This is a genomic window from Streptomyces sp. NPDC005799 (assembly GCF_040630525.1).
In the GTDB taxonomy this organism is placed as follows: domain Bacteria; phylum Actinomycetota; class Actinomycetes; order Streptomycetales; family Streptomycetaceae; genus Streptomyces; species Streptomyces griseorubiginosus_B.
Genome location: NZ_JBEXXQ010000074.1, coordinates 21,173 through 45,458, shown reverse-complemented (window position 1 = coordinate 45,458; position 24,286 = coordinate 21,173). Strand labels below are relative to the sequence as shown.

At 70.2% G+C, this 24,286-nt stretch carries 21 protein-coding genes and 2 tRNA genes; 15 read left to right on the top strand and 8 right to left on the bottom strand.

Going from position 1 to position 24,286, the window contains the following annotated elements:
• Positions 1–125: 125 nt before the first annotated feature.
• A complete protein-coding gene (locus tag ABZ453_RS44985; protein WP_359024915.1) occupies positions 126–641 on the bottom strand; it encodes a DsbA family protein in 516 nt (171 codons plus the stop codon).
• Between the two features lie 233 nt (positions 642–874).
• Here ABZ453_RS44985 and ABZ453_RS44980 point away from each other — a divergent pair, with 233 nt between their 5' ends.
• The gene (locus ABZ453_RS44980) at positions 875–1,318 is read left to right on the top strand and encodes a hypothetical protein (protein WP_133044916.1); all 444 of its coding nucleotides are present in this window, start codon (positions 875–877) and stop codon (positions 1,316–1,318) included.
• A 131-nt stretch (positions 1,319–1,449) separates the two neighbouring features.
• A complete protein-coding gene (locus ABZ453_RS44975) occupies positions 1,450–1,626 on the top strand; it encodes a hypothetical protein (RefSeq protein WP_359024917.1) in 177 nt (58 codons plus the stop codon).
• 144 nt (positions 1,627–1,770) lie between these two features.
• Here the strand turns inward: ABZ453_RS44975 and ABZ453_RS44970 are convergent, their stop codons facing one another.
• Positions 1,771–2,331 (bottom strand): CGNR zinc finger domain-containing protein, encoded by a 561-nt coding sequence (locus ABZ453_RS44970; RefSeq protein ID WP_359024913.1) that lies wholly within the window; start codon positions 2,329–2,331, stop codon positions 1,771–1,773.
• A gap of 238 nt (positions 2,332–2,569) precedes the next feature.
• Positions 2,570–2,983, bottom strand: a complete 414-nt coding sequence (locus ABZ453_RS44965; protein ID WP_004002642.1) for an SsgA family sporulation/cell division regulator — start codon at positions 2,981–2,983, stop codon at positions 2,570–2,572.
• Between the two features lie 201 nt (positions 2,984–3,184).
• Here ABZ453_RS44965 and ABZ453_RS44960 point away from each other — a divergent pair, with 201 nt between their 5' ends.
• From ABZ453_RS44960 to ABZ453_RS44930, 7 genes are all read left to right on the top strand, one after another.
• Entirely contained in the window at positions 3,185–3,643 is a 459-nt protein-coding gene (locus ABZ453_RS44960; protein WP_359024911.1) for a TIGR02611 family protein, read from the top strand.
• Between the two features lie 54 nt (positions 3,644–3,697).
• Positions 3,698–3,769 (top strand) — tRNA-Val (locus tag ABZ453_RS44955).
• 332 nt (positions 3,770–4,101) lie between these two features.
• Positions 4,102–5,391 carry a sugar ABC transporter substrate-binding protein gene (locus ABZ453_RS44950; RefSeq protein WP_359024909.1) on the top strand — a complete coding sequence of 430 codons (1,290 nt, stop codon included), beginning with the start codon at positions 4,102–4,104 and terminating at the stop codon, positions 5,389–5,391.
• A gap of 23 nt (positions 5,392–5,414) precedes the next feature.
• The gene (locus tag ABZ453_RS44945; protein WP_359024907.1) at positions 5,415–6,371 is read left to right on the top strand and encodes a sugar ABC transporter permease; all 957 of its coding nucleotides are present in this window, start codon (positions 5,415–5,417) and stop codon (positions 6,369–6,371) included.
• On the top strand, positions 6,368–7,255 hold the full coding sequence (locus tag ABZ453_RS44940; protein ID WP_359024905.1) for a carbohydrate ABC transporter permease: 888 nt from the start codon (positions 6,368–6,370) through the stop codon (positions 7,253–7,255). The genes ABZ453_RS44945 and ABZ453_RS44940 overlap by 4 nt, the downstream gene beginning before the upstream one ends.
• 61 nt (positions 7,256–7,316) lie before the next feature.
• Positions 7,317–7,889, top strand: a complete 573-nt coding sequence (locus ABZ453_RS44935) for a hypothetical protein (protein ID WP_359024903.1) — start codon at positions 7,317–7,319, stop codon at positions 7,887–7,889.
• A 143-nt stretch (positions 7,890–8,032) separates the two neighbouring features.
• Positions 8,033–10,768, top strand: coding sequence for a Tat pathway signal sequence domain protein (locus tag ABZ453_RS44930; RefSeq protein ID WP_359024901.1), 2,736 nt, complete (start codon positions 8,033–8,035; stop codon positions 10,766–10,768).
• A gap of 74 nt (positions 10,769–10,842) precedes the next feature.
• On the opposite strand, the gene ABZ453_RS44925 is transcribed toward ABZ453_RS44930, so the two are convergent.
• Positions 10,843–13,263 carry a hypothetical protein gene (locus tag ABZ453_RS44925; RefSeq protein ID WP_359024899.1) on the bottom strand — a complete coding sequence of 807 codons (2,421 nt, stop codon included), beginning with the start codon at positions 13,261–13,263 and terminating at the stop codon, positions 10,843–10,845.
• 76 nt (positions 13,264–13,339) lie between these two features.
• On the opposite strand from ABZ453_RS44925, the gene ABZ453_RS44920 reads away from it, so the two are divergent.
• Positions 13,340–13,786, top strand: coding sequence for an SRPBCC family protein (locus ABZ453_RS44920; protein ID WP_359024897.1), 447 nt, complete (start codon positions 13,340–13,342; stop codon positions 13,784–13,786).
• Between the two features lie 39 nt (positions 13,787–13,825).
• A tRNA-Val gene (locus ABZ453_RS44915) sits at positions 13,826–13,897 on the top strand.
• 52 nt (positions 13,898–13,949) lie between these two features.
• On the opposite strand, the gene ABZ453_RS44910 is transcribed toward ABZ453_RS44915, so the two are convergent.
• A complete protein-coding gene (locus ABZ453_RS44910) occupies positions 13,950–14,675 on the bottom strand; it encodes a 3'-5' exonuclease (protein WP_359024896.1) in 726 nt (241 codons plus the stop codon).
• A gap of 169 nt (positions 14,676–14,844) precedes the next feature.
• Between ABZ453_RS44910 and ABZ453_RS44905 the strand changes: the two genes are divergently transcribed.
• The 3 genes from ABZ453_RS44905 (at position 14,845) to thrS (ending at position 18,729) form a co-directional block, all read left to right on the top strand.
• The gene (locus tag ABZ453_RS44905) at positions 14,845–15,411 is read left to right on the top strand and encodes a DUF4365 domain-containing protein (RefSeq protein WP_359024894.1); all 567 of its coding nucleotides are present in this window, start codon (positions 14,845–14,847) and stop codon (positions 15,409–15,411) included.
• Positions 15,408–16,643: a hypothetical protein gene (locus tag ABZ453_RS44900; protein ID WP_359024892.1), complete on the top strand. Its 1,236-nt coding sequence runs from the start codon at positions 15,408–15,410 to the stop codon at positions 16,641–16,643. Before ABZ453_RS44905 ends, ABZ453_RS44900 begins: the two co-directional genes overlap by 4 nt.
• A 109-nt stretch (positions 16,644–16,752) precedes the next feature.
• Positions 16,753–18,729 carry a threonine--tRNA ligase gene (gene thrS, locus ABZ453_RS44895; protein WP_359024890.1) on the top strand — a complete coding sequence of 659 codons (1,977 nt, stop codon included), beginning with the start codon at positions 16,753–16,755 and terminating at the stop codon, positions 18,727–18,729.
• 28 nt (positions 18,730–18,757) lie between these two features.
• Here thrS and ABZ453_RS44890 read toward each other — a convergent pair whose 3' ends face one another.
• Positions 18,758–19,414: an ion channel gene (locus ABZ453_RS44890; protein ID WP_359024888.1), complete on the bottom strand. Its 657-nt coding sequence runs from the start codon at positions 19,412–19,414 to the stop codon at positions 18,758–18,760.
• Positions 19,415–19,481: 67 nt separating this feature from the next.
• Between ABZ453_RS44890 and ABZ453_RS44885 the strand changes: the two genes are divergently transcribed.
• Positions 19,482–20,039 (top strand): HIT domain-containing protein, encoded by a 558-nt coding sequence (locus ABZ453_RS44885; protein WP_359024886.1) that lies wholly within the window; start codon positions 19,482–19,484, stop codon positions 20,037–20,039.
• Between the two features lie 15 nt (positions 20,040–20,054).
• Here ABZ453_RS44885 and ABZ453_RS44880 read toward each other — a convergent pair whose 3' ends face one another.
• Positions 20,055–21,764, bottom strand: a complete 1,710-nt coding sequence (locus ABZ453_RS44880) for a hypothetical protein (RefSeq protein ID WP_359024884.1) — start codon at positions 21,762–21,764, stop codon at positions 20,055–20,057.
• A gap of 304 nt (positions 21,765–22,068) precedes the next feature.
• A complete protein-coding gene (locus ABZ453_RS44875; protein WP_359024882.1) occupies positions 22,069–24,267 on the bottom strand; it encodes an elongation factor G-like protein EF-G2 in 2,199 nt (732 codons plus the stop codon).
• Positions 24,268–24,286: the final 19 nt, after the last annotated feature.

Here is a 24,286-nt window from a genome sequence, read left to right as displayed (position 1 = left end):
GACCTGGACCCTAGACAAGTCCCATCGTTGCAGGTCAGGAGCACTCTCCGCGTTTCTGATCACCCACCGGACGCCCTGCACATGAAAGCGCGAGGCTAGGACCCGCTCTCGGCCCACTCCGGCGTTCAGGCCCCGTCGGCCAGCAGCCGGTCCGCGATTCTCTCGATCCGCTCCCGCAGCCCCGCCTGGCTCTTGCCGCCATCCAGCCGCTCCCCGCCGATGACGTACGTCGGCGTGCCGGTCACGCCGATCGCCTTGCCCTCGGCCTGGTCGGCGTCGACGATCAGGATGTGCCGCCCGTCGATCAGCGCGGTGTCGAGCTCCTCGGCGTCAAGGCCGAGTTCACCGGCGACCTCGACCAGGAAGGGTTCCCCCCTACGGTCCAGCTCCTCCACCCGGCCCAGCACCGCCTCGACGTACTCCCAGCCCCGGCCCTGCTCCAGCGCTTCCTCGGCGGCCTGCGCGGCGGCGAAGGCGTGCTTGTGCTTCTCCAGCGGGAAGTGCCGCAGCCGCAGCTCCAGCCGGTCGCCGTAACGGGCGCGCAGGGCGCGCAGATCGTCCAGGGCCCTGCGGCAGTCGGGGCACTGGAGCTCGCACCAGACCTCGAGGACGGGCGTGGGCACGGGGGAGGAGTCGCTCATGCGGTCAGTCTCCCAGGTCGGGGCGAGGCCGACCCAATCGAGCCGGACGGTGCCGGTCCACCGCGCCGACCCCGATCCACACCCGGGGGTGGGCATCCGACCGGCACCTGGGGAGGAGGGGACCCGGAGATGTCCCTGATGTCCGCCCGAGGCATGGCCCGGCGGGGTCCGGGCGGTGCAGGATGGAAGGGACGAAGTGCCCCTGCCCTACCGAGCCCTGCCTGGAGGACCGGATGATCGCCGAGACAATCTGCTCCGCCGTGTCCGCGGCCGGCCTCGGCATCGCGGCGGTCACCGCGTACCGCAAGCGCTTCCTCTCGGCCGCCCGGATCGCGGCCTACTCCCTCGTGCCCATCGGCCTGGTGATGACCGGGGTCGTGCAGTGGCTCGCGGACACCGCATTCAGCGTCACGGCCTGGGCGGGCTTCGGCGTGCTCGGCGTCGCCTGGCTGCTGTTCTCCACGACCCGGGCCGTGGAGCGGCGCCGGGGCGGCACCCGCAAGGAGCGCAAGGAGGCCAAGGCCGCCGCGCGGCGCGACGCCGTCGCCCCGACGGCCTCCGCGCCCTCCCTGGGGCCGGGGACCCAGGCGGCCACCCGCCCCGCGACCGCACCCCGCTCCGGATCCACGGACGACTTCAGCGACATCGAGGCCATCCTGAAGAAGCACGGCATATGACCCTCGCATGACGACTGAAACGACACAGTGGATCAACGCCGTGCACGGAACTGGTCGCTTCCGAAACCGGACATCACGGGATCTGGCGAACTCCTGGTCATTCCGGGCGTGTTGATCGCGCGGAAGCCGCAGTGTGCGCCATCATCGCCCGCGAGATGCTGGACACGACACAAGGCGAAACCGCGCCGCCGAAGGACGAGCCGCGCGGGTGCCTCTTCGCCCTTTCCCAGCCACCGCTGATGATCTTCCTTGCGGTGATCGGGTGTCTGCTGCTCATGGCTGCGCTGCACGATCTGCTGCTGCTCTGAGCCGTACCCGTGATCCCCGGCGCCACCCGCCGGGGATCACGACGACAGCACCGTGGTCGACAGCACCTTGACGGACCTTCCGGGGCCGGGAGGGACCGCGCGCCGGGAAATTGCCGCACCGTCCGGGCGTCTCGATCGTGCCCGTCAGCCCGCCGCCTCCTTGCGGCGCGCCCGGTAGGCGGCGACATGCAGGCGGTTCCCGCAGGTGCGGCTGTCGCAGTAGCGCCGCGACCGGTTGCGGGAGAGGTCCACGAAGGCGCGCCGGCAGTCGGGGGCCTCGCAGCGCCGCAGCCGCTCCTGCTCGCCGGCCACCACGAAGAAGGCCAGCGCCATCCCGCAGTCCGCCGCGAGGTGATCGGCCACGGAGGCGCCCGGCGCGAAGTAGTGCACGTGCCAGTCGTAGCCGTCGTGGTCGGTGAGGCGGGGCGTGGTGCCCGCGGCCGCGACCAGTTCGTTGATCAGCCCCGCGGCGACCCGGGCGTCGGGGGCCGCGAACACCGACGCGAACCGCCCGCGGATCTTCTTCACCGCCGAGAGATCGAACTCCGACAGCATGCCGACATCGCTGACCTCGTGGTTCTGCACGAAGTCCTCGAGCGCCGCCACGTCGGGCAGCCCGTCCGGCGTGGTGTCGTCCTCCGGCGCGGTGTTCACCAGATCGACCACGGTGTCGAGGGCGCACCGGGTGTCGTGGGTGATCAGCACGTTTCGCTCCCTGGCCTGGGGGTCGGGCACACGCCCGCCGATGCTGGCCGATGGTAATGGTTTCCGGGAGACGGAGAGCGGCCCCGGCGCCCCGCGGTCCGGCTTCCGTGACCGCCCCGGGCGCGCACGTCGGCGCCGCCCCACCGTGGGACGGCGCCGACGCGTGCCGTATGCGGTTGTCCTGGCCCGAGCCGTCTCCCCGAGTCGACGGCGCCGGGCGGCTTGGTGCGGCCTCGGCCTAGCTCTCCGCCAGGATGTGGGAGAGCTCCTGGTCGAGGTCGAAATGCCGGTGTTCCGTGCCGGGCGGCACGGCGGCGTCCGTCCGCTTCAGGAAGGACTCCAGAGCCCGCGCCGGGGCTTCCAGCAGCGCCTCGCCCTCCGGTGAGCTCAGGGCGATGCAGACGACCCCCTGACCGTGACTGCGCGACGGCCAGACTCGGACGTCGCCGGTGCCGGTGGGCCGGTGCAGACCCTCCGCGAGGAGGTCGCGGGCGAACACCCACTCGACGGTCTCCTCGGCTCCGGTGTGGAAGGTGGCGTGCACGGCGTAGGGGTCGGCCGTGTCGTACCGCAGGCCTGCGGGGACAGGCAGGGAGGACTCGCTCGACACAACGAGGCGCAGGTGCAGCTCGCAGCTGACCGTGGTGTTCATAAGCGCCAGGGCCTTTCGCTCAGTGTGCGCTCGGGGATTCGCACGTCGGCGAAATCGACATGCCACCTACGGTGCCGTTGTAAACCCCTCTGAGTGTTTTGCGTGCCTTTACGTAACTCTTCCGGCCGAGACCTCCTTCGTACGGTACGCCCATTCCGGTGACTGGTTTCCGGTCAGTAAAGTAAGGTAAAGTTTGGCCGTATGAATACGGGGAGTGACCAGTCGCGCGAGGTCGCCGTGGCACCTGACGGGACGCCCGCGGACGAGGCGAAGCCGGACGGTGAGCAGGGACTCGGCTCCAGGGCGCCGGGCTTCATCAAGCGGAGCCGCGCCCTGCATCTGAGCTGGCAGGTCGGCGTCTTCGTCGTCGGCCTCGCGATCGTCGGGGCCGGCATCGTGATGCTGCCGCTGCCCGGGCCCGGCTGGGTCGTGATCTTCGCCGGCATGGCCGTCTGGGCGACCGAGTTCGTCTGGGCCCAGCTGGTGCTGCGCTGGACGAAGCGCAAGGTCACCGAGGCGGCCCAGAAGGCCCTCGACCCGAAGGTGCGACGCCGCAACATCACACTCACCGTGATCGGCCTCGTGATCGTCGCTGTCCTGGGCGGCGTGTACCTGTGGAAGTTCGGGATGGTCATGCCCTGGAAGATCAGGGATCAGTGAGCTGCCGGGGTGCGGGCGCACCCCCTGACATGGGGTAATGTTCTTCCTGTGCCCGGGCGATTAGCTCAGTGGGAGAGCGCTTCGTTCACACCGAAGAGGTCACTGGTTCGAACCCAGTATCGCCCACCCGGAGGCGGCGGCCCATCTGCTTCAGTGCAGGTGGGCCGTTGTCGTGCCGAGAGGTCAACTACCCGATCCGCCGGGCGGGTTTCGGCCGTACCGCCTTCGCGCACCACCGGCTGTCGGCCGTTCGGTCCGTCGATCGCGCCTCCCTCACCTGGGACGTTGTCGCGATCGTCCGCGCATGCCGCCTTTCCGTCGCTCCGGGGCGCTCGGCGGGCCCGCGAGAAATTCCTGTCCGAATCATTGACGCACTCCGAGCCCCTCCGTAACTTGTGCCAGCAAGCGCTTACTTGAAACGATTCATGCACAGGCGACGACGCCGGGGAGGCCCGACTGTGGGAACCAGCAGGAATGTTGAGAGGCGTACGATCCTGAAGGCGGCCGGGGCGGGGGCGGCCGCGCTCGGGCTGGGAGCGACGACGGGGTGCGGGGGCGACAGCGGCACCTCGGCCGACGGCACGGTGACGATCCGTTACTCGTGGTGGGGAGCCGACGAGCGGGCCAAGAAGATCAACCAGACCATCGCGCTCTTCGAGAAGAAGTATCCGAAGATCAAGGTGAAGACGGACTTCCAGGACTATGTGTCTTTCTGGGAGAAGTTCCAGACACAGGCCTCCGGCGGAAATCCCCCGGACGTTTTCCAAAACGCCGTCACATTCCTTCGCAAGTACGACAAGAGAGGCGTGCTGCTCGACCTCAGGTCGCAGATCGACGCCGGGAATCTGCGCCTGGACAACTTCCGGGCCGGTGTCACGAAGGTCGGCGAGGTCGACGGCAAGCAGCTCGGCGTCCCCGTCGGCTCCAACACCATGGCTCTCGTCGTCGACAAGAAGGTCTTCCAGAAGGCGGGCGTGGAGCCGCACCCGGGCTGGACCTGGGACGACTACTTCAAGGCCCTGAAGACCATCCACGACAAGACCAAGGTGCCGGGCGACACGGGCTACTTCAGCATCATGTACCTGTACGACCTGTACCTGCGGCAGAACGGCAAGGCGTTCTACACCAAGGACGGACTCGGCTTCGACAAGGCCGATCTGACGGAGTGGTGGCAGGACGGCTACAACCGGACCAAGGCCGGCATCATCACCGACCCGAAGATCGTCGCGCAGGACCGTCCCAAGTCCTCCCTCTCCGCCGGACACGGAGCCTCGGAATTCACCTGGGACAACTTCACCGTCCGCTACACCGCCGAGGGCGACAGCGAGTACGGCCTCGCGCCGATCCCCACCATGGACGGCAAGCACACCGGTCAGTACCTCGCCTCCCTGATGCTGAGCGCGTCGTCGCGCACCCAGCACCCCAAGGAGGCCGCCCAGTTCATCGACTTCATGGTCCACGACCCCGAGGTCGGCAAGATCATGGGCTACGACCGGGGCATCCTCGCCGCCACCGAGCAGTACGACGCCTTCAAGCCGACCGACCCGGTCAACAAGGAGATCGCGCGGTACGAGGCCGACACCGCCGAGGCGGGAGTCCTCGGCACGATCACCCCACACCCCTCCGGCGCCGACACCATCGAGGCCTCCTTCCTGCGCATCGGCGGTGACCTCGGCCTGGGCAAGGTCAAGACCTCCGACGCGGTGAAGCAGTTCTTCGACGAGGCCCAGGCCGCCTTCCAGGCCTGACCGGAACCGATGGGGAAAGCACCGTGACGCTCGTCAAGGACTCACCGCCCGCCACCCGGCGGGCCCGCTCCGCCGCCCCCGCCGCCGACAAGCGGCGGGGCCGCCGGGAGAACCTCGCCGGCTACCTCTTCATGTCCCCGTGGATCGCGGGCTTCCTGCTGCTGACCGCGGGCCCCATGGTCGCCTCGCTCTACTTCGCCTTCACCGACTACAACCTCTTCAACACCCCCAAGTGGGTCGGGCTCGACAACTTCACCAAGATGTTCGACGACCCCCGGTGGCAGAAGTCGGTCGCGGTGACGGCCAAGTACGTCGTCATCGGTACCCCGCTCAAGCTGCTGCTCGCCCTCGGGGTCGCCCTGCTGCTCGCCCAGAGCCGACGCGGACAGGCCTTCTACCGGGCCGCCTTCTACGCCCCCTCGCTCATCGGCGCGAGCGTCTCCGTCGCCTTCGTCTGGCGGTCGATCTTCTCCGACAACGCCATCGTGGACCGTGCGATGTCCGCCGTCGGCATCCACGCCGGCGGCTGGGTCGGCAACCCCGACTGGATCCTCTACAGCCTGGTCGTGCTCACCGTCTGGCAGTTCGGCGCGCCCATGGTCATCTTCCTGGCCGGTCTCAAGCAGGTACCCAGAGAGCTGTACGAGGCCGCGGAACTCGACGGGGCCGGAGCCTTCCGCAAGTTCTGGAGCGTCACGCTCCCGATGATCTCCCCCGTCCTCTTCTTCAACGTCCTGCTGGAGACCATCCACTCCTTCCAGATCTTCGGCTCGGCCTACGTCGTCTCCAACACCTACTGCGGCCCGGCCGACGCCACGCTCGTCTACACCTGCTACCTGTACCAACAGGGCTTCAAGAACGCCCAGATGGGCTTCGCCTCCGCGATGGCCTGGATGCTGCTGCTCGCCGTGGCGCTGGTGACCGCCGTCCTGTTCTGGTCGCAGAAGAAATGGGTGCACTACGAGGAGGACGCCCGATGAGCGCGACCACGACCAGACCGACCGCCACGAAACCCCTGCCCCTGAACCGCAGGCGCACCGGCTCGCTCGCCTGGCACATCGGCGCCCTGCTGATCCTCGCGGTCATCCTCTACCCCGTGCTGTGGGTCGTCGGAGCCTCGTTCAAACCGAGCAAGGACATCATCAACAGCCTGCAACTGTTTCCCGGCCACCCGATCCTGGCGAACTTCAAGGGCCTCGCCGACGGCATAGCCGACATCTCCATCTGGACCTTCTTCAAGAACTCCCTGTTCTACGCGGGCGGTGCCGTCGTCGGCATCCTCGTCTCCTGCTCGCTGACGGCGTACGCCTTCGCGAAGATCAGGTTCGCGGGCCGGAACCTGCTGTTCTCCCTGATGATCGGCACGCTGCTGCTGCCGTACCACGTCCTGCTCATCCCGCAGTACGTGATGTTCCAGAAGCTGCAGCTGATCAACACCTATGTGCCGCTGCTGCTCGGCAAGTACCTGGCCACGGAGGCGTTCTTCGTCTTCCTGATGGTCCAGTTCATGCGGAACCTGCCGAGGGAACTGGACGAGGCGGCGCGCATCGACGGCTGCGGGCACCTGCGGATCTACTGGTCGATCGTCCTGCCGCTGTGCCGGCCCGCGCTCATCACCAGCGCGATCTTCACCTTCATCAACGCCTGGAACGACTTCATGGGCCCGCTGATCTACCTCAACGAGCCCGGCAAGTACACCGTCTCGCTCGGCATGATGATGTTCCGCGACTCCGACGGCGTGGCGGCCAACTACGGCGGACTCATCGCCATGTCCCTCGTGGCGCTCCTCCCCGTCCTTCTCTTCTTTCTCGCCTTCCAGCGCTATCTCATCGACGGCATGGCGACCTCCGGACTGAAGGGCTGAGGCGGTCACGATGGCTCAGGTACGGGTGAAGGCCCGCGGGGAATCCGCGAGTTCCAGTGCTATGTCACATACCACCGCGCGGCTCGCCGAGCGGTTCGCCGTGTTCGCCGAGTGTCTGCTGACGGGGGTGTGGATCGCGGTCGTGTCGGCCGGCGTGGTCACCTACCCCGCGGCCTTCGCCGCGGGAGCACGACATCTGCGCCGGCGGACGGCTCATCAGGGCGGCGGCTGGCGGGAGTTCGCCGGCGACTTCCGTACGGCCGTGCGGCGCGGGTGGGTCGTCGGGCTCGGCGGCTGGGTCGCCGTAGCGCTGGTCTGGGTGGACGTCCAGGCCGGGCGGGCCGGGCTGCCCGGTGGGCCGGCCGTCGGGGCCGTCGGGCTGTTCGCGCTCATCGGGGCCGCCGTGGCCGGGCTGCGCGCGGCGGCCGTGTGGACGCCGGGGGAGCGGTGGCGGGCGCTGCTCGCGAGCGCCGGGCGCCGTACCGTCCTCGATCCGGCCGGATCCTTCCTGATCGTCGGCGGCTTGGCGCTCGTCGCGTTGTCCGCCTGGTTCATCGCGCCGCTGGCCGTTCCCGTGCTGGGAGCCGTCGCGGCGGCCGCCGTCGCCGTGGAGGAGCGGCGGCGGGGGCGATGAGGGGTGGGGCCGCCGGGAATCCGGCGGCCACCACCGTTGGACGCGAGGGCAGTGGTATGTGACATACCACTGTGCCTGCCACCTGTCATGCCCCTGACCATCCGCTCGGAAGCAACCTCCGGAAAAGGAAAGGCTGAACTCTCATGTCCCCCATCCCCCGCAGGTCCCTCCTCAAGGCGGCCGCCGTCGCCGGAGCCGCCGCGCAGTTCAGCTGGGTGCCCGGAGCCCGGGACGCCGAGGCCGCCCCCAGAGCCGACTCGGCCGACGACGGTGCCGTGACCCTGGACTGGCTGGAGGACGGCGGCCTCGGTGCCGCACCTGGCTCCACCGTCGGCGTCCCCTGGCCCAAGGGCGCCCATCGGCCCGGCCGGACCTTCGCGCTCACCGACGCCGACGGCAAGGCCGTACCGGTGCAGTCGTGGCCGATCGCCTACTGGCCGGACGGATCCCTCAAGTGGACCGCCCATGCCATGAGTTCGGGCTCGGGCAAGCTGACGCTCAGCGCCGGTGACGCGGCCGCCCCCGACAAGAAGGTCACCGTCGACCAGAGCGGCGGCACGATCGACGTGTCCACCGGCGCCATCGCTGTGAAGATCGGCAAGAACGGTTCGACGATCATCAAGTCCGTCACCCGCGGATCCGCCGAGATCGCCAGGAACGGGCGGCTCGTCCTCGTCCGGCAGCCCGAGACCGAGGACGAGGACCAGGGCACGGTCAGAACCGAGCGCTTCGACGGGGCGATCGGCGAGGTGACGGTGGAGCAGGACGGGCCGGTCCGCGCCGTCGTCCGCATCGACGGCAAGCACCGCAAGGGCGGACGGAGTTGGCTGCCCTTCTCCATCCGGCTGTACTTCTACGCCGGCGCCGACTCCTTCCGCATGGTGCACACCATCACCTATGACGGCACCCAGGAACCCGGCAGGGCGAGCGGCGACTTCATCCGCGGACTCGGTGTGCGCTTCAGCGTGCCGATGCGGGACGAGTCCTACGACCGCCACATCCGCATCGGCGGCGAGGGCACCGGACTGCTGCGGGAGGCCGTGAAGGGCATCACGGGACTGCGCCGCGACCCCGGCGCCGCGGTGCAGGCGGCACAGTACGCCGGGCAGAAGTTGCCGGACCCGTCCACCTGGGACCAGCGGGTGACGACCCGGCTTCAGTATATCCCCGAGTGGGGTGACTACACCCTCTCCCAGCTGTCCGCCGACGGCTTCACGCTGCGCAAGCGCACCAAGAAGGGGTACGGCTGGATCGGCGCCGGCGGCGGCAGACGGGCCTCCGGGTTCGGGTACGTGGGCGGGGCGAGCGGCGGATTCTCCTTCGGCCTGCGGGACTTCTGGGAGAAGTACCCGGCCCAGCTCGACATCCGCGACGCCCACACCGACGCGGCCGAGGTCACCCTCTGGCTCTGGTCGCCCGAGGCCCAGCCCATGGACCTGCGCTTCTACCACGACGGCATGGGCCAGGACACGTACGCCAAGCAGCTCGAGGGTCTCAACATCACCTACGAGGACTACGAACCCGAGTTCGGCACCCCCTACGGCATCGCCCGCACCTCGGAACTGCTGTTCTGGGCCAACGACTCGACGCCCAGCGCGGAGACGCTCGCCCAACAGGTCGCCGCCGTACGAGTGTTGCCGCAGCTGGCCGCCCCGCCCAAGCAGCTGATCAAGGCCGGGGTCTTCGGGCCGGGGCTGTACTCCGAGCCGGACCGCTCCACCCCGGCCAAGGCGAAGATCGAGGACCACCTCGACTTCCTCTTCACCTACTACAAGGAGCAGGTGGAGCAACGCCGTTGGTACGGCTTCTGGGACTACGGCGACTTCATGCACACGTATGACACCGTGCGCCACCAGTGGCGCTACGACATCGGTGGCTACGCCTGGGACAACTCCGAGCTGTCGCCGGACATCTGGCTCTGGTTCGCGTACATCCGCTCCGGCCGGGCCGACATCTTCCGCTTCGCCGAGGCGCTGACCCGGCACACCGGCGAGGTCGACGTCTACCACATCGGCCAGTGGGCGGGCCTCGGCACACGGCACGGTGTGCAGCACTACGCCGACAGCGCCAAGCAGCAGCGCATCGCCAACACGACGTACCGGCGCTACTACTACTTCCTCACCGCGGACGAGCGGGTCGGCGACCTCATGCACGCCAATGTCGACTCCGACGAGACGTTCCTCGTCCTCGACCCGCAGCGCAAGGTGCGGACCGATCCCTACACACCCGACCGGCACGCGCTGTCGATCGGCTTCGGCACGGACTGGAGCGGGCTGGTGTCGGCCTGGCTGACCGAGTGGGAGCGCAAGGGGCCCAAGTGGGAGAAGGCCAAGGCGCGGGTCCTGTCCACGATGGAGGGAATCGCCGCCCAGCCCAACGGTTTCGTCCAGGGCAGCGGACTGTACGACCTCGACACCGGCACGTTCGCCGTGGCGAGCGCGCCGGCGGTGTCCGTGTCCCACCTCTCGGCCGTCTTCGGGCTCAACGAGCTGTGCGCGGAACTGATCGACCTGGTCGACATGCCGAAGTTCGACCAGGCGTACTTCGACTACTGCCGGTACTTCAACGCCACCAAGGCCGAGCAGAAGGCGCGGTACGGCTCCGACTTCGGCACGCTGCTGCTCTTCCAGGGGCACTCGCGGCTGGACGCGTACGCGGCCGTCCAGACGGGGGATGCGGCGCTGGCCAAACGGGCGTGGACGAAGTTCTACAACTCCGACGGGTACACGGAGGCGTCGCCCTGGAAGACCGAGCCGTTGAGCGGGCCGGTGGCGTTGGTGGCGGGTGGTGAGGCCGCGTGGGTTTCGTCGAACGACACGGCTCTGTACGGGCTGGCGGCCATTGAGAATCTGGCGTTGCTGGGGGACAGGATGCCGTAGCGCCGCGGGGGGACGGCGCGGGGAACTGCGGGTCCGTTGTGGATGGCGCAGTTCCCCGCGCATCTTCGGGCGCTTCAGTGCATGTTCGTCAAGACGTCCCGGACTCGGCGGACATCGCGGATCCGGCGTTCGTAGGTGGAGCCCAGAGCGAGGAGCAGTGCGCCTGCCAGGGCGAAGGGGGCCCAGCGGGGGAGGGCGCCGGTCAACTGGGCCAGGTACGGGGCCAGTTCGTGCAGGGCGTCCAGGGCCAGGACCGAACCGCCCAGGAGCAGGGGAGCCTGGAGGCGTTGGCGGGCGCCCAGCAGGGTGACCGTGAGCGCCGCCGTGCCCAGCAGCAGCGGGCGCGTCCAGTGCGGGTCGTCCCAGGCCGCGGCGAGGCTCGGCAGCAGCGTGGCGGCGAGCCCGGGGCCGTACGCCGTCCAGGACGACGTGAGCCGGTCGCGCCGCCTGCGCCAGGCGCCGACGCACAGAGCCGGGACGGTGACCGGGATCGTGTACGCCTCGACGGTGCCGACGTCCCAGGCAGCGAGCCGTACCCAGGTGGCCAGCAGGAACAGTACGGCCGCCGCATAGCCGACCGGCCGGCGGTCGGGGCGTACGGCCACGCCGGCCGCGATCACCGCGCACAGCGCCAGCACCAGGGCGAGCATGGGTGGGTCGGTGATCGCGAGGCCGACCGCGAGCAGCGCGGTCGCGGCTCCGGTCAACTCCACCGGCAGGGTGGCCCGCCCGGTGACGCGAGCGGCGAGCAGAGCCGCGGCCACGGGGACGGGCAGAACCAGCAGCGCGGTGTGCTGCGGCTGCCATCCCGCCGCCGCGCCGATCGCGCAGGCCAGCGCGGCGGCGTACCCGAGGGCGGTCGGGGCGGTGAGGGGAGCGAGGCGGGAGCACAGGGAGGCCGCGGCGAAGAAGGCGGTGAGGAGGGAGAGGACCGTCAGGGTGGCGGGCTGGGAGGCGAGGGAGAGGAAGGCCGCCGAGAGGGAGGTGCCGACGGCAAGGACGAGGGCGAGGACGGCCGGGCGGAGGAACGCCGAGGTCGCGCGCGACGGGAAGACGGCCGCCGCCAGCGCGGCCGCAGTGGTCACGGTCTGGGCCGACAGGGCTACGGCGTAGGGGAGTTGGAGGGCGGCGGGCAGTGTCATGAGCGTCGCCCAGGCGAGGACCGCGGCGGTGTTCAGGGCCGCCGGCCGCCAGGACTCGGTGCGGACCAGCAGGGCCAGTACGGCGGCGACGAGCAAAGGCGCGAGCAGGAGTTGGGTGGGGTACGGCGGCCAGGGCGTGTGCACGGCGACCGCGGCGCGCGCGTCCGACGGCACACCGGACCAGGGCCGGTCCGCCCAGCCCAGCGGACCCAGCAGAGCGACCGCGATCAGGGGCAGCGCGCATGTGAGGGCGATCGCCTGTACGGCGGCGGAGGCGTGGGCCAAGCCCCGCCGTACCGGCTCGGGGAGGCCCGAGCGCAGTGCGGCCAGCAGTGCCACACCGCAGATGAGATAGCCCGGAACGGTCCACGCACCAGGCAACGCCGCCCGGAGCAACCCGCCGGCGCCGGCGACCAGGAAGAGCCCGCCGGCGAGGGTGTTGCCCACGGCGGCCACCGTCCCGGTGCCGCTCTTCGCCCGCCACCACGCCGACCCCACCGCGATCGCCGCCGCCAGAGTGAGGAGCGCCGCCGCACGGGCGGCGGCGCTCGGGCCGGCTGCGTCCCAGGAGAGCAAGCCGGCCGCCAGTGCGCCCCACGCACCCGCGCCGTAGGCGCCGAGAACGGCGACGAGACGTACGGCCTTCGCGGTGCTGCGGAGCGCCACAATCGTGTCGAACGCGGCCGTCACCAGGAGGGCCGCCGTGATGATGTAAGGGTCCGTGGAGACCGCGACCGCCGCCAGGAACCACGGGAGTTGGGCCATGGCCATCGCCGCCGGGAGCGGCAGACGCAGGTCGGAGGCGGTGGGCAGGGAGCCGTACGCCGTCCACAGGGCCGCCAGCGCCGCAGTCGCGGACGCCGCGAACGCGGCACCGTCCGCGCCCGGGAACACCGTCTCGTGCAGCGCGTACGCGTCCAGCGCCGTCAGGGCCAGTCCGAGGCCGGCCATCGACTCCGCCGTCGACCGCAGTCCGCGCCGCAGCAGGGCGACCGGCGCGGTGAGCACGGCCAGGGTGAGCACGCCGAGGACCAGCGCGCGTCCCGTGATGCCCAGGTGTCCCCAGCTGACGAGGGTGAACACCATCGCCGCGATGGTCAGCAGGACGCCCCCGAGGAGGAGCAGGACGTTCTGGACCCGGGGTGCGGTGGTCTCCCGGCGGGGCTGGGCCGGCGGGGCGGCCGAGGGCGCCTGTGACTGGAGGACCGTGAGCAGCCAGGCTCTGCGCGTCAGCAACTGCGTGCGGCGGGCGTCGAGTCGCCACAGCTCGGCGTCGAGGAGCCGCAACTCCTCGGCCGGGGGCGGAACATGCGTCATGGCACGGAGTGTGGTCCGCGTCACGTCGTAGGGCATGAGTGTGGGTACTCAGGACGTACTCAGATCGACACGGGTGCGCGGAGAAAGCGCTGGGTACGGGCACACTCCCCGCATGGACTGGACGCACTACCGCTTCCGCAGCCTCTGGGCGCTGCCCCTCCCGCCCGCCGCCGTCTACGAGGTGCTGGAGCGGGCCGAGGAGTACCCCCGCTGGTGGCCCCAGGTACGGGAGGTGACCCGGCTCGACGACAGCAGCGGAGTCGTCGTCGTCCGGTCCGTGCTGCCGTACGACCTGCGGTTCACCGCGCGCGAGACGCGCCGCGACCCGGTGGCCGGCGTGCTGGAGGTCTCGATGAGCGGCGACCTCGACGGCTGGGCCCGCTGGACGGTCTCCGCCGGCCCCGGCGGCACGCTCGCCCGGTACGACCAGGTCGTCGACGTCAACAAGCCGCTGCTGAGGTGGCTGGCCGTGCCGGGGCGCCCCGTGTTTCGCGCCAACCACCGGCTGATGATGCGCGCCGGGCGGCGGGGACTGCTCGCGTACCTGGAAGCGGTTTGAAGGAAACCGGCGGAGACCTGTATGGTTCAGTGCGTTCCCGGGCGATTAGCTCAGTGGGAGAGCGCTTCGTTCACACCGAAGAGGTCACTGGTTCGAACCCAGTATCGCCCACCGGGAAAGGCCGGTCCGCAGAAGCGGGCCGGCCTTCTGCGTGTCCGAAGGCTCAAGCCGCCGCCGGCAGCTCCGGACGCAGGGGCCACTCCGTGCTCACCACTTCGTCCGTGCCGCTGCGCGCGAACCACGCCTGCAGCCCGCGCGCCTGCGCCGCGTGCCAGCCCGTCTGCAGGGTGTGCAGCTCGGTGGGGGAGAGCCGTTCCAGCCGGGTGGCGAAACGGCGGCCCAGCGCCCGTACGAGGTCCAGGGCCGCCAGTGCGTCCGCACCCGCGTCGTGCGCGCCCTCCAGAGAGACGCCGTAGTGCGCGCACAGGTCGGTCAGGGTGCGGCGGCCCTTGCGGTAGCGGTCCAGGTGCTTGTCCAGGACGCGGGGATCGAGGACCCGCAGCGCGGCGGACTCGAACCAGCTGTCCAGCGAACAGGCGCGATGGCGGCGCAGCTCGCGGTCCAGGAGGGTGAGATCGAAGGGCGCGTTCATCACGACCAACGGGCGGGCCATCGCCGCCTGTTCGGCCAGCTCCTCCGCTATCTCGTACATCACCGGCGCCGGCCAGCGGCCGTTGCGCTGCAGGTGTTCGTCCGTCAGCCCGTGCACCGCCGTCGCCGCCTCCGGCACCGGCACACCCGGGTTGACCAGCCAACGGGTCACCCGGGGCCGGGTGCCCGGGGCGTCCTGGACGACGACGGCGGCCGACACGATGCGGTCGGTCTCGACGTCAACGCCCGTGGTCTCCGTGTCGAAGGCGGCCAGGGGCCCCTCGTACCAGCACGTCATGCCTACACAACTCCTCGTTCACCCATGGCAGCTGACGTCCCGTCTTCTGCCTGTTTGGTGATACCCGGGCTGTTTGCGCACTACGCCGGAAGGACACAACAGGAGTACGGGTCTTTGCAGTTCAGCGGCCCGCAGCGGGGATTCACTTGGCTTGGAAGGCTGTTTGGTCATGGCGATAGCGCAGCCCGAACGGGGCGGGCTGCTGCCCGAACGTACGGGCCCCCTTCGCGGCACACTCGCCACCACCGCCTGCATGGAGACACTGCAGGTGGGCTATCTGCACGCCGTCGCCGCGGCGGCCGGCTGCTCGCTGTCGCAGCCCTTTCCGGACAACGGCATCGACTGGCACGTCAGTCACGGCTCGCCCGGGCACACCGTCGACGACGAGGTGACCATCAAGGTGCAGCTGAAGTGCACCTACCAGGTCGCGCCCAACCCACCGGGCCGCTTCTTCTCTTTCACGCTCGACAACGACCATCTGCGCAAGCTCGCGCGCACGCCGGTCTCGGTGCACAAGATCCTGGTCGTGATGCTCGTCCCGCGCGCCCAGGACGACTGGCTCAGAGCCAGCCACGACCGGCTGGACCTGCGCCACTGCTGCTACTGGGTCAATCTCGCCGGGCATTCCATCACCGGCCGCACACGGACCACCGTCCGCATACCGACCTCACGCATCTTCGACGACCGAGCGCTGTGCGAGATCATGACGCGGGTCGGGACGGGAGGCAGACCATGACGCACCGCCCCCTTCAGGAGCCAGTCCGGCCGGTGAGGCCGCACCCCGACGACATCGCCGCCGCGGCCTGGCACCGGCCCCCCGAGCCCGACCAGGTCGATCCGGCCGTGCTGAGCGCCCTGCTGCAACGGCACGGCTGGCAACGCCGTGGCGGCGCCGCCGGGCGCTACGGCCGCTGGACCCCGCCCGGCCCCGGCGGCAGCGGCACGAGCCTGCTCGTGCCCGAGAGCCGCGCCTTCCCCGACAGCGACGACCTGCTGGGCGAGGCGCTCGTCGCGCTGACCCGCTCCGGCACGCCCTCCGCGCGCGAGGTGCTCGTCGGCCTCGCCGTGCCCAGCGACGAGATCCGCTGGCGGCGGGACGTGCCCACCGGCCCTGCCGACTCCGCGCCCTGGGTGGTCGAGGAGCAGCTGCGCTCCGCCGCCCGCCAGATGCTGCTCGCCGCCGCGCTCGCCACACGCGCGCGTGCGGGCTACTACGGCGTACGGCACCGCCGTGCCGCCGCCGCGCAGCTGGAGAGCGTCCTCGTCGGACCCGCGGCCGGCCACGGCAGGCTCACCGCCTTCGTCCCCGTCGGTACCGGGCGACCGCTCGCCGTACGGCTCCACCAGTCCCTGTACGCCGCCCGCGAGGCCATCGACTACCAGCGGGCCACCGGCGGCATGGACGCCTTCGACGGGGCCGTGGAGGCGGGCGTCAGCCGCGAGCTCACCGAGGCGCTGATCACCCTCGTACGCGGCACCGAGGGCGCCCGGATCGCCGTCGAGTGGGCGCCCGCCGCCGGGGTGCCCGAGGACTGCGTGGCGGGCGTCGAGCCCGTCGAGTTCTCGCCGGGCGACCTGCCCGTGCTGCGTGAGGCCGGCGCCCGCTTCCTGCGCGAGGAGCCGTCCGTGCCCGTCCGGATCACCGGCACGGTGGTGCGGATGCGCAGGTCCGGACCGCGCGGCGAGGGCAGCGTACGACTGCGGGTGATCGCCGGGGCCGAGATACCGCACGTCCGGATCACCCTGGACGAGGAGGACTACCGCATCGCCGGGCACGCCCACCTCGTCGGACTGCCGATCCGGGTGCACGGCAGGCTGGAGAGCCGGGGCGGCTTCCGGCGACTGACCGGCGCCTGCGGGGTCGTACCGGTGCAGGTGGACGACGCGGAGCGGGACCGGCTGATGAAGTCCCTGCAGGAGAATCTGGACTTCTTCGAGGAGGCGTGCAGCGGCGACGACTGCGACTGAGCGCTGCTGTCGGTGACCGTTTCGCGGTCGGTGGGTCGGGGTCGGTACGATCCTCTATTGCGCGCGCTCCTGGTATGGCGCCGCACCCACCTTCAGTCAGGAGAGACCGGTGTCAGACGTCCGTGTGATCATCCAACGCGATTCCGAGCGGGAAGAGCGCGTGGTGACGACGGGCACTACGGCCGCCGAACTCTTCGCCGGCGAGCGCTCGATCATCGCCGCACGCGTGGGCGGCGAGCTCAAGGACCTCGCGTACGAACCGCGCGACGGCGAGACCGTCGAGGGCGTCGACATCTCCTCCGAGGACGGCCTGAACATCCTGCGCCACTCCACCGCGCACGTGATGGCGCAGGCCGTGCAGGAGATCTTCCCCGAGGCCAAGCTGGGCATCGGCCCGCCGGTCAAGGACGGCTTCTACTACGACTTCGACGTGGAGAAGCCGTTCACGCCCGAGGATCTCAAGGCCATCGAGAAGAAGATGCAGGAGATCCAGAAGCGGGGGCAGAAGTTCTCCCGCCGTGTGGTGACCGACGAGGCGGCCCGTGAGGAGCTGGCGTCGGAGCCGTACAAGCTGGAGCTGATCGGCCTCAAGGGCTCGGCGTCGCACGACGACGGCGCGGACGTCGAGGTCGGCGCCGGCGAGCTGACGATCTACGACAACCTGGACGCCAAGACCGGCGAGCTGTGCTGGAAGGACCTCTGCCGAGGCCCCCACCTGCCCTCCACCCGGCTGATCCCCGCGTTCAAGCTGATGCGCAACGCGGCCGCCTACTGGCGCGGCAGCGAGAAGAACCCCATGCTCCAGCGCATCTACGGCACCGCCTGGCCGTCCAAGGACGAGCTGAAGGCGTACCTCGACTTCCTCGCCGAGGCCGAGAAGCGCGACCACCGCAAGCTGGGCTCCGAGCTCGACCTGTTCTCCATCCCGGAGCAGATCGGCTCCGGCCTGGCGGTCTTCCACCCCAAGGGCGGCATCGTCCGCCGCGTGATGGAGGACTACTCGCGCCGCCGGCACGAGGAGGAGGGCTACGAGTTCGTCTACACCCCGCACGCGACGAAGGGGAAGCTCTTCGAGACGTCCGGGCACCTGGACTGGTACGCCGACGGCATGTACCCGCCCATGCAGCTCGACGAGGGCGTGGACTACTACCTCAAGCCCATGAACTGCCCGATGCACAACCTGATCTTCGACGCGCGCGGCCGCTCCTACCGCGAACTGCCGCTGCGTCTCTTCGAGTTCGGGACCGTGTACCGGTACGAGAAGTCGGGCGTCGTGCACGGCCTCACCCGCGCCCGCGGCTTCACACAGGACGACGCGCACATCTACTGCACCCGTGAGCAGATGTCGGAGGAGCTCGACAAGACGCTCACCTTCGTCCTCGGCCTGCTGCGCGACTACGGCCTGACCGACTTCTACCTCGAGCTGTCGACGAAGGACCCGGAGAAGTTCGTCGGCTCCGACGAGGTCTGGGAGGAGGCGACCGAGACGCTGCGCCAGGTCGCCGAGAAGCAGGGCCTGCCCCTGGTCCCGGACCCGGGCGGCGCCGCCTTCTACGGCCCGAAGATCTCCGTGCAGACCAAGGACGCCATCGGCCGCACCTGGCAGATGTCGACCATCCAGCTCGACTTCAACCTGCCGGAGCGCTTCGACCTGGAGTACACGGGCCCCGACGGCTCCAAGCAGCGCCCGGTGATGATCCACCGCGCGCTCTTCGGCTCCATCGAGCGATTCTTCGCGGTGCTCCTCGAGCACTACGCGGGCGCCTTCCCGGCGTGGCTGGCCCCGGTCCAGGCGGTCGGCATCCCGATCGGGGACGCGCACGTCGAGTACCTGGAGAAGTTCGCCGCCGAGGCCAAGAAGAAGGGCCTGCGGGTCGAGGTGGACTCCTCCTCCGACCGTATGCAGAAGAAGATCCGCAACGCCCAGAAGCAGAAGGTGCCCTTCATGGTCATCGCGGGCGACGAGGACATGGCGGGCGGCTCGGTGTCCTTCCGCTACCGCGACGGCTCCCAGGAGAACGGCATCCCGTTCGACGAGGCCATCGCGAAGATCGTGAAGGTCGTGGAGGAGCGGGCGCAGGTCTGACCCGGCTGTGACGCGGGGCCCTCGGGAGTCAGATCCCCGGGGGCCTCTCGTCGTCCTCCCGGGCGAAGACCTGCAGCAGCCAGGAGGCGAAGGTGCCGGTGACCGCGCCCAGCAGGGCCAGGCCGATGGCCATCATCCCGACCGCGATGACCCGGCCCATCGGCGTCACCGGGACGACGTCGCCGTAGCCGACGGTCGTCAGGGTCGCGCAGGCCCACCAGACGGCGTCCCCGAACGTCTTCATGGACGCGCCCGGCGCGCCGCGCTCCTGCTGGTAGACGGCGAGGGCACCGGCGAAGCCGAGCAGTACGGTCGCGATCCCGGAGTACGCGATCACGCGCGCGTGCAGCGCGAGCCGCGGCTTGCCGTGCCGCCGCTGCACGGCCTCGTAGACCTTCACGACCCGGAGCGGGCGCAGCAGCGGCAGGACGACCACCACGGCGTCCAGCGGGTGCTTCCGTACGAAGCTCAGCCCCTGCCCGCTCAGCCGCCAGACCACCGCGTAGTTGACGGCGAACAACACCCAGGAGGCCAGCAGCACCGCGAGGGCGAAATCCTGCAGGGCGTCCTTCAGACCGGGCGCCAGGACGCGGACCGCGTACGAGGCGAGGAAAGCCAGGGACGCGAACGCGAGCGGAAGCTCGGTGGCTTGCTCCCAACGGGCCTTGCGAGTGTCATCGTCCACGGCCCCAGCTTGACGCGGCGGGCTTTTCCCGGAACCCCGCCGACACGCCGCGAACGGGCGACGCCATATGCTGCACTGCATGACGAGTGAGCCGGAGCAGCAGTTGGGAGTGGGGACGCAGGACGCCTTCCAGCGTCTGTGGACGCCCCACCGGATGGCCTACATCCAGGGCGAGAACAAGCCGACCGGCCCCGGCGCCGGCGACGGCTGCCCCTTCTGCTCCATCCCGGCCAAGTCGGACGAGGACGGCCTGGTGGTCCGCCGCGGCGAACAGGTCTACGCCGTGCTCAACCTCTACCCCTACAACGGCGGTCACCTCATGGTCGTCCCCTACCGCCACGTCGCCGACTACACGGACCTCACGGACGCGGAGACGATCGAGCTGGCCGCCCTCACCAAGCAGGCGATGACGGCCCTGCGCACGGCCTCCGGCGCCCACGGCTTCAACATCGGCATGAACCAGGGCACGGTCGCCGGCGCCGGCATCGCGGCACACCTCCACCAGCACATCGTCCCCCGCTGGGGCGGCGACACGAACTTCATGCCGGTGGTGGGGCACACGCGGGTGCTGCCGCAGCTGCTGGCCGACACACGGAAGATGCTGGCGGAGGCCTGGGCCTCCTAGGCCGCGAACCGAGGTCTACGCGTCGTACACGTCGTCCTTCTTCGGCGTCGGGTCCTGGACCGCCCCGCTGAGCACGGAGGACCGCCCGTCGAACTTCTCGGTGTCCACGTTGTGCCCCTTGAGGAACTCGATGGTCGCCTCGTGCACCACCCGCATCACGGGCGTGGCGGTCCGCAGCACGTCGTCGGTCATGAAGCGGTTCCCCCAGGGCTGCGCGGCCCACGCATGACGCAGTCCGAAGGGCTCCGGCAGCACGAGGGAGCCGCCGAGCCAGTTGAGCAGCGGCGGATACCAGGTCAGCGGCGCCCGGGCGGTGAGCCGGACCACCTCGTCGCTGTCGACCAGCGGAAGCGTCACCTTCCGGGTCTCCCAGAACTTGACCTGCTTGGCGACCTCCTTCTCCTTGGCCGCCGGCTTGGTCGTGAACAGCCCGTGCACCGGCCCCAGCGCATGCCCCGTCAGCTCGATGCGCAAGGTCTTGTGCAGCACCGTCACCGTGATCATCATCGTGATCACCAGGTTGCCGTCCCAGAGCGTCCACTGGACGCCCAGATAGTGCCGGTCACCCTGGTCGTACTGCTGGGAGTTGCAGGTCTTGCGTATCTCCTCCAGGTTCACCTGGTGCGCCGTGGTGCCGCTGGGGCGGGAGACCTCCTTCGCGCCCGCGCCGATGTGCGAGACGATCCAGTGGGCGACCTTCGGCTTGGGGAAGCCACCCGTGGTCAGCGGGCCCGTGTCGAGCCGCTCGAGGCCGCGCTGGATGGCGGTCACCACGTCGAAGCTCTGGAACCGGTTGATCTCCGGCTCGGGCACCAGGTGCTTGGACAGGTCCGCGCTGAGCGAGCCCACCTTCGGGGCGTCCTCCACGGGGTTGGGCACCAGGTCCTCGGCAAGGTGCCAGTGGCCCCAGCGGGTGCCCATGCCGAGGATGCCCTTGGGACCGGCGTAGAAGACCACGTTGGACCGCTGCTCGTCCCGCAGCTCGCCGAAGGCCTGCCGCAGTCGCTCGGCACGGGTGTCGCCGGGGCTGCTGGGCACCGACTCGGGGACCTTGGCGCCGACCGTGCTGCCGGACAGCAGGCTGTCCCAGTGGGCGCGCAGTTCCTTGGCCGTGCGCTCGCAGATCTGCTTGGCCAGGAACCAGCCGACCACCGGGGCGATGATCGCCAGCCGCGCGTACCAGGCCCAGAAGCCGGTGAACGGCATACGGATCAGGAAGAGCACGGCGAGCGCGCCCACCGCCACCAGCAGGGTCGTGGCCATCGCGCCGGCCCGCTTGTCCTCGCGCCGGGCGATCACGGTCCGTATCTGGAAGACCAGCAGCCAGATCAGCAGGCCCGGCAGGAAGAGGACACCGCACAGCAGGGCCACGCCGGTCAGCTGCCGGTCGCGCTGCCTGCGGACGTTGTTCGCCGCCATGCAGTGCTCGACGACGGTCTGCGGCTCGAGACCGAAGGACTGGACGACCGGCTTGCGGCCGGCCCCCAGCATGCGGGACACCACGGCCTGGGAGAACGCCTCGCCGAGGTTCGGCCGGAAGATCGTCGCCCACCTGCGGGGGAGCTTGACGGTCGATTCGTGCCACTCGTTGTTCGTCTCGAGGATCTTGATGACCTCGTCGTCCCGGTACGCCGCCGAGGCCAGCGCGAAGGTCGCCTTCTGGTCCGAGCCCGTGCGCGGTACCTGCGGCCCGAACATGTCTCCCCAGCCGCCCACATCGCTCATTCCCGCCCCCCATCGCCGCTCGACGTCGCTTCTGCGGCTCTTCCCGACTTCCTTGCCCCGCACACCTGTTGATCAGGTCATCACGGTGATCGCCTGATCCCGCGACCACTTGATCAGCTTGTCACCAGCGTATCCGCAGGCACCGACATTCGTCGGCGGACGGCCGAAGCCGTCCGCCGACACCGGAGGGGAGCGTTCCGCGAAAGCCGGTTGTGCGCTGCCGCAAGCCGTCCGTGCGCCGTCGTACGCCACTTGTGCGCCGCCGTACGGGACTTGGGCCCGGCCCGCGTCAACCCCGCGTCAACTACGACGCGTCGCGGGTCTCTTCACGAATCCTTTCCGCGATCTGTGGGGGCATCGGTTCGTGCCGCGCGTAGGAGCGGTTGAAGCGCGCGGTGCCGTGCGAGAGGGAGCGCAGGTCGACGGCGTACCGCCCGATCTCGATCTCGGGCACCTCGGCCCGGACGAGTGTGCGTCCGCCGACGGTCTGCTCCGTGCCCAGCACCCGGCCCCGCCGCCCGGACAGGTCGCTCATGACGGCGCCCACGTAGTCGTCGCCGACCAGGACCTTCACCTCCGCGACCGGCTCCAGGAGGTGGATCTTCGCGTCGGCCGCCGCCTCCCGCAGAGCGAGCGCGCCGGCCGTCTGGAAGGCCGCGTCAGAGGAGTCCACGGAGTGCGCCTTGCCGTCGAGCAGCGTCACCCGGACGTCGATCAGCGGATACCCCGCCGCGACTCCTTTGGTGGCCTGGGCCCGCACTCCCTTCTCGACCGACGGGATGAACTGCCGCGGCACCGCCCCGCCGACCACCTTGTCCACGAACTCGACGCCCGAGCCGTTCGGCAGCGGCTCCACCTCGATCTCGCAGATGGCGTACTGCCCGTGACCGCCGGACTGCTTCACATGCCGCCCGCGTCCCGCCGACTTGCCGGCGAAGGTCTCCCGCAGGGACACCCGGTGCGGTACGACGTCGACCTGGACGCCGTAGCGGCTGCGCAGCCGCTCCAGGGCCACGTCCGCGTGCGCCTCGCCCAGGCACCACAGCACCACCTGGTGGGTGTCCTGGTTCTGTTCGAGCCGCATCGTCGGGTCCTCGGCGACCAGCCGGGCCAGGCCCTGCGAGAGCTTGTCCTCGTCCGCCTTGCTGTGCGCCTGGATGGCGAGCGGCAGCAGCGGATCGGGCATCTCCCACGGCTCCATCAGCAGCGGGTCGTCCTTGGCCGAGAGCGTGTCCCCGGTCTCCGCGCGGCTCAGTTTCGCCACGCACACCAGGTCGCCGGCGACGGCGTGCGTCACCGGCCGCTGCTGTTTGCCGAAGGGCGTGGACAGCGCGCCGATGCGCTCGTCGACGTCGTGGTCCTCGTGCCCGCGGTCGGCGAGCCCGTGCCCGGAGACGTGCACCGTCTCGTCGGGGCGCAGGGTGCCGGAGAAGACGCGGACCAGTGAGACCCGGCCGACATAAGGGTCGGACGCGGTCTTGACGACCTCGGCGACCAGCGGACCCTGCGTGTCGCAGGCCTTGATCTCCCGCGGCTTGCCGTCGATGGTGGTCACCCCCGGCGTGGGGTGCTCGAACGGTGTCGGGAAGCCGCCCGTGATCAGCTCCAGCAGCTCGACCGTGCCGAGCCCCTGCTTGGCGCCCTCGGCCGCGGGGGCGGCGGCCAGGACGGGGAAGAAGACCCCGCGCGCGACGGCCCGCTCCAGGTCCTCGACGAGCGTCTTGAAGTCGATCTGCTCGCCGCCCAGATAGCGGTCCATGAGGGTCTCGTCCTCGCTCTCCGAGATGATCCCCTCGATCAGCCGGTTGCGTGCCTCCTCGATCTCCGGCAGCTGGTCCTCGCCCGGTTCCGACTCCTTGCGCTCGCCGGTGGAGTAGTCGAACAGCTTCTGCGACAGCAGTCCGACCAGCCCCGTCACGGGCGCGTGCCCGTCGGGACCCTGCGGGCCGTGCAGCGGGGTGTACAGCGGCAGCACGGCGTCGGGGTCGTCCCCGCCGAAGGCCTCCGCGCAGACCCGCGTCATCTCCTCGAAGTCCGCCCGGGCCGCCTCCAGGTGCGTGACCACGATCGCCCGCGGCATCCCGACGGCCGCGCACTCCTCCCACACCATGCGCGTGGAGCCGTCCACGCCGTCGGAGGCGGAGACCACGAAAAGGGCCGCGTCCGCAGCGCGCAGACCGGCCCTGAGTTCACCGACGAAGTCGGCGTATCCGGGGGTGTCGAGAATATTGACCTTGATGCCGTCCCATTCGACCGGCACCAGGGAGAGCTGCACCGAACGGTTCTGCCGGTGCTCGATCTCGTCGTAGTCCGAGACGGTGCCGCCGTCCTCCACACGGCCCGCCCGGTTCACCGCCCCCGCGGTCAGCGCGAGGGCTTCCACCAATGTCGTCTTGCCCGATCCGGAGTGGCCGACCAGCACCACATTCCGTACGGACGCGGGATGGTCGGCCGCCGTAGCCCTGCCGGCGGCCCCGGGGTGTGCGTTCGCCTTGTCGCCCATGGCCTTGCCTCCCGTGCAC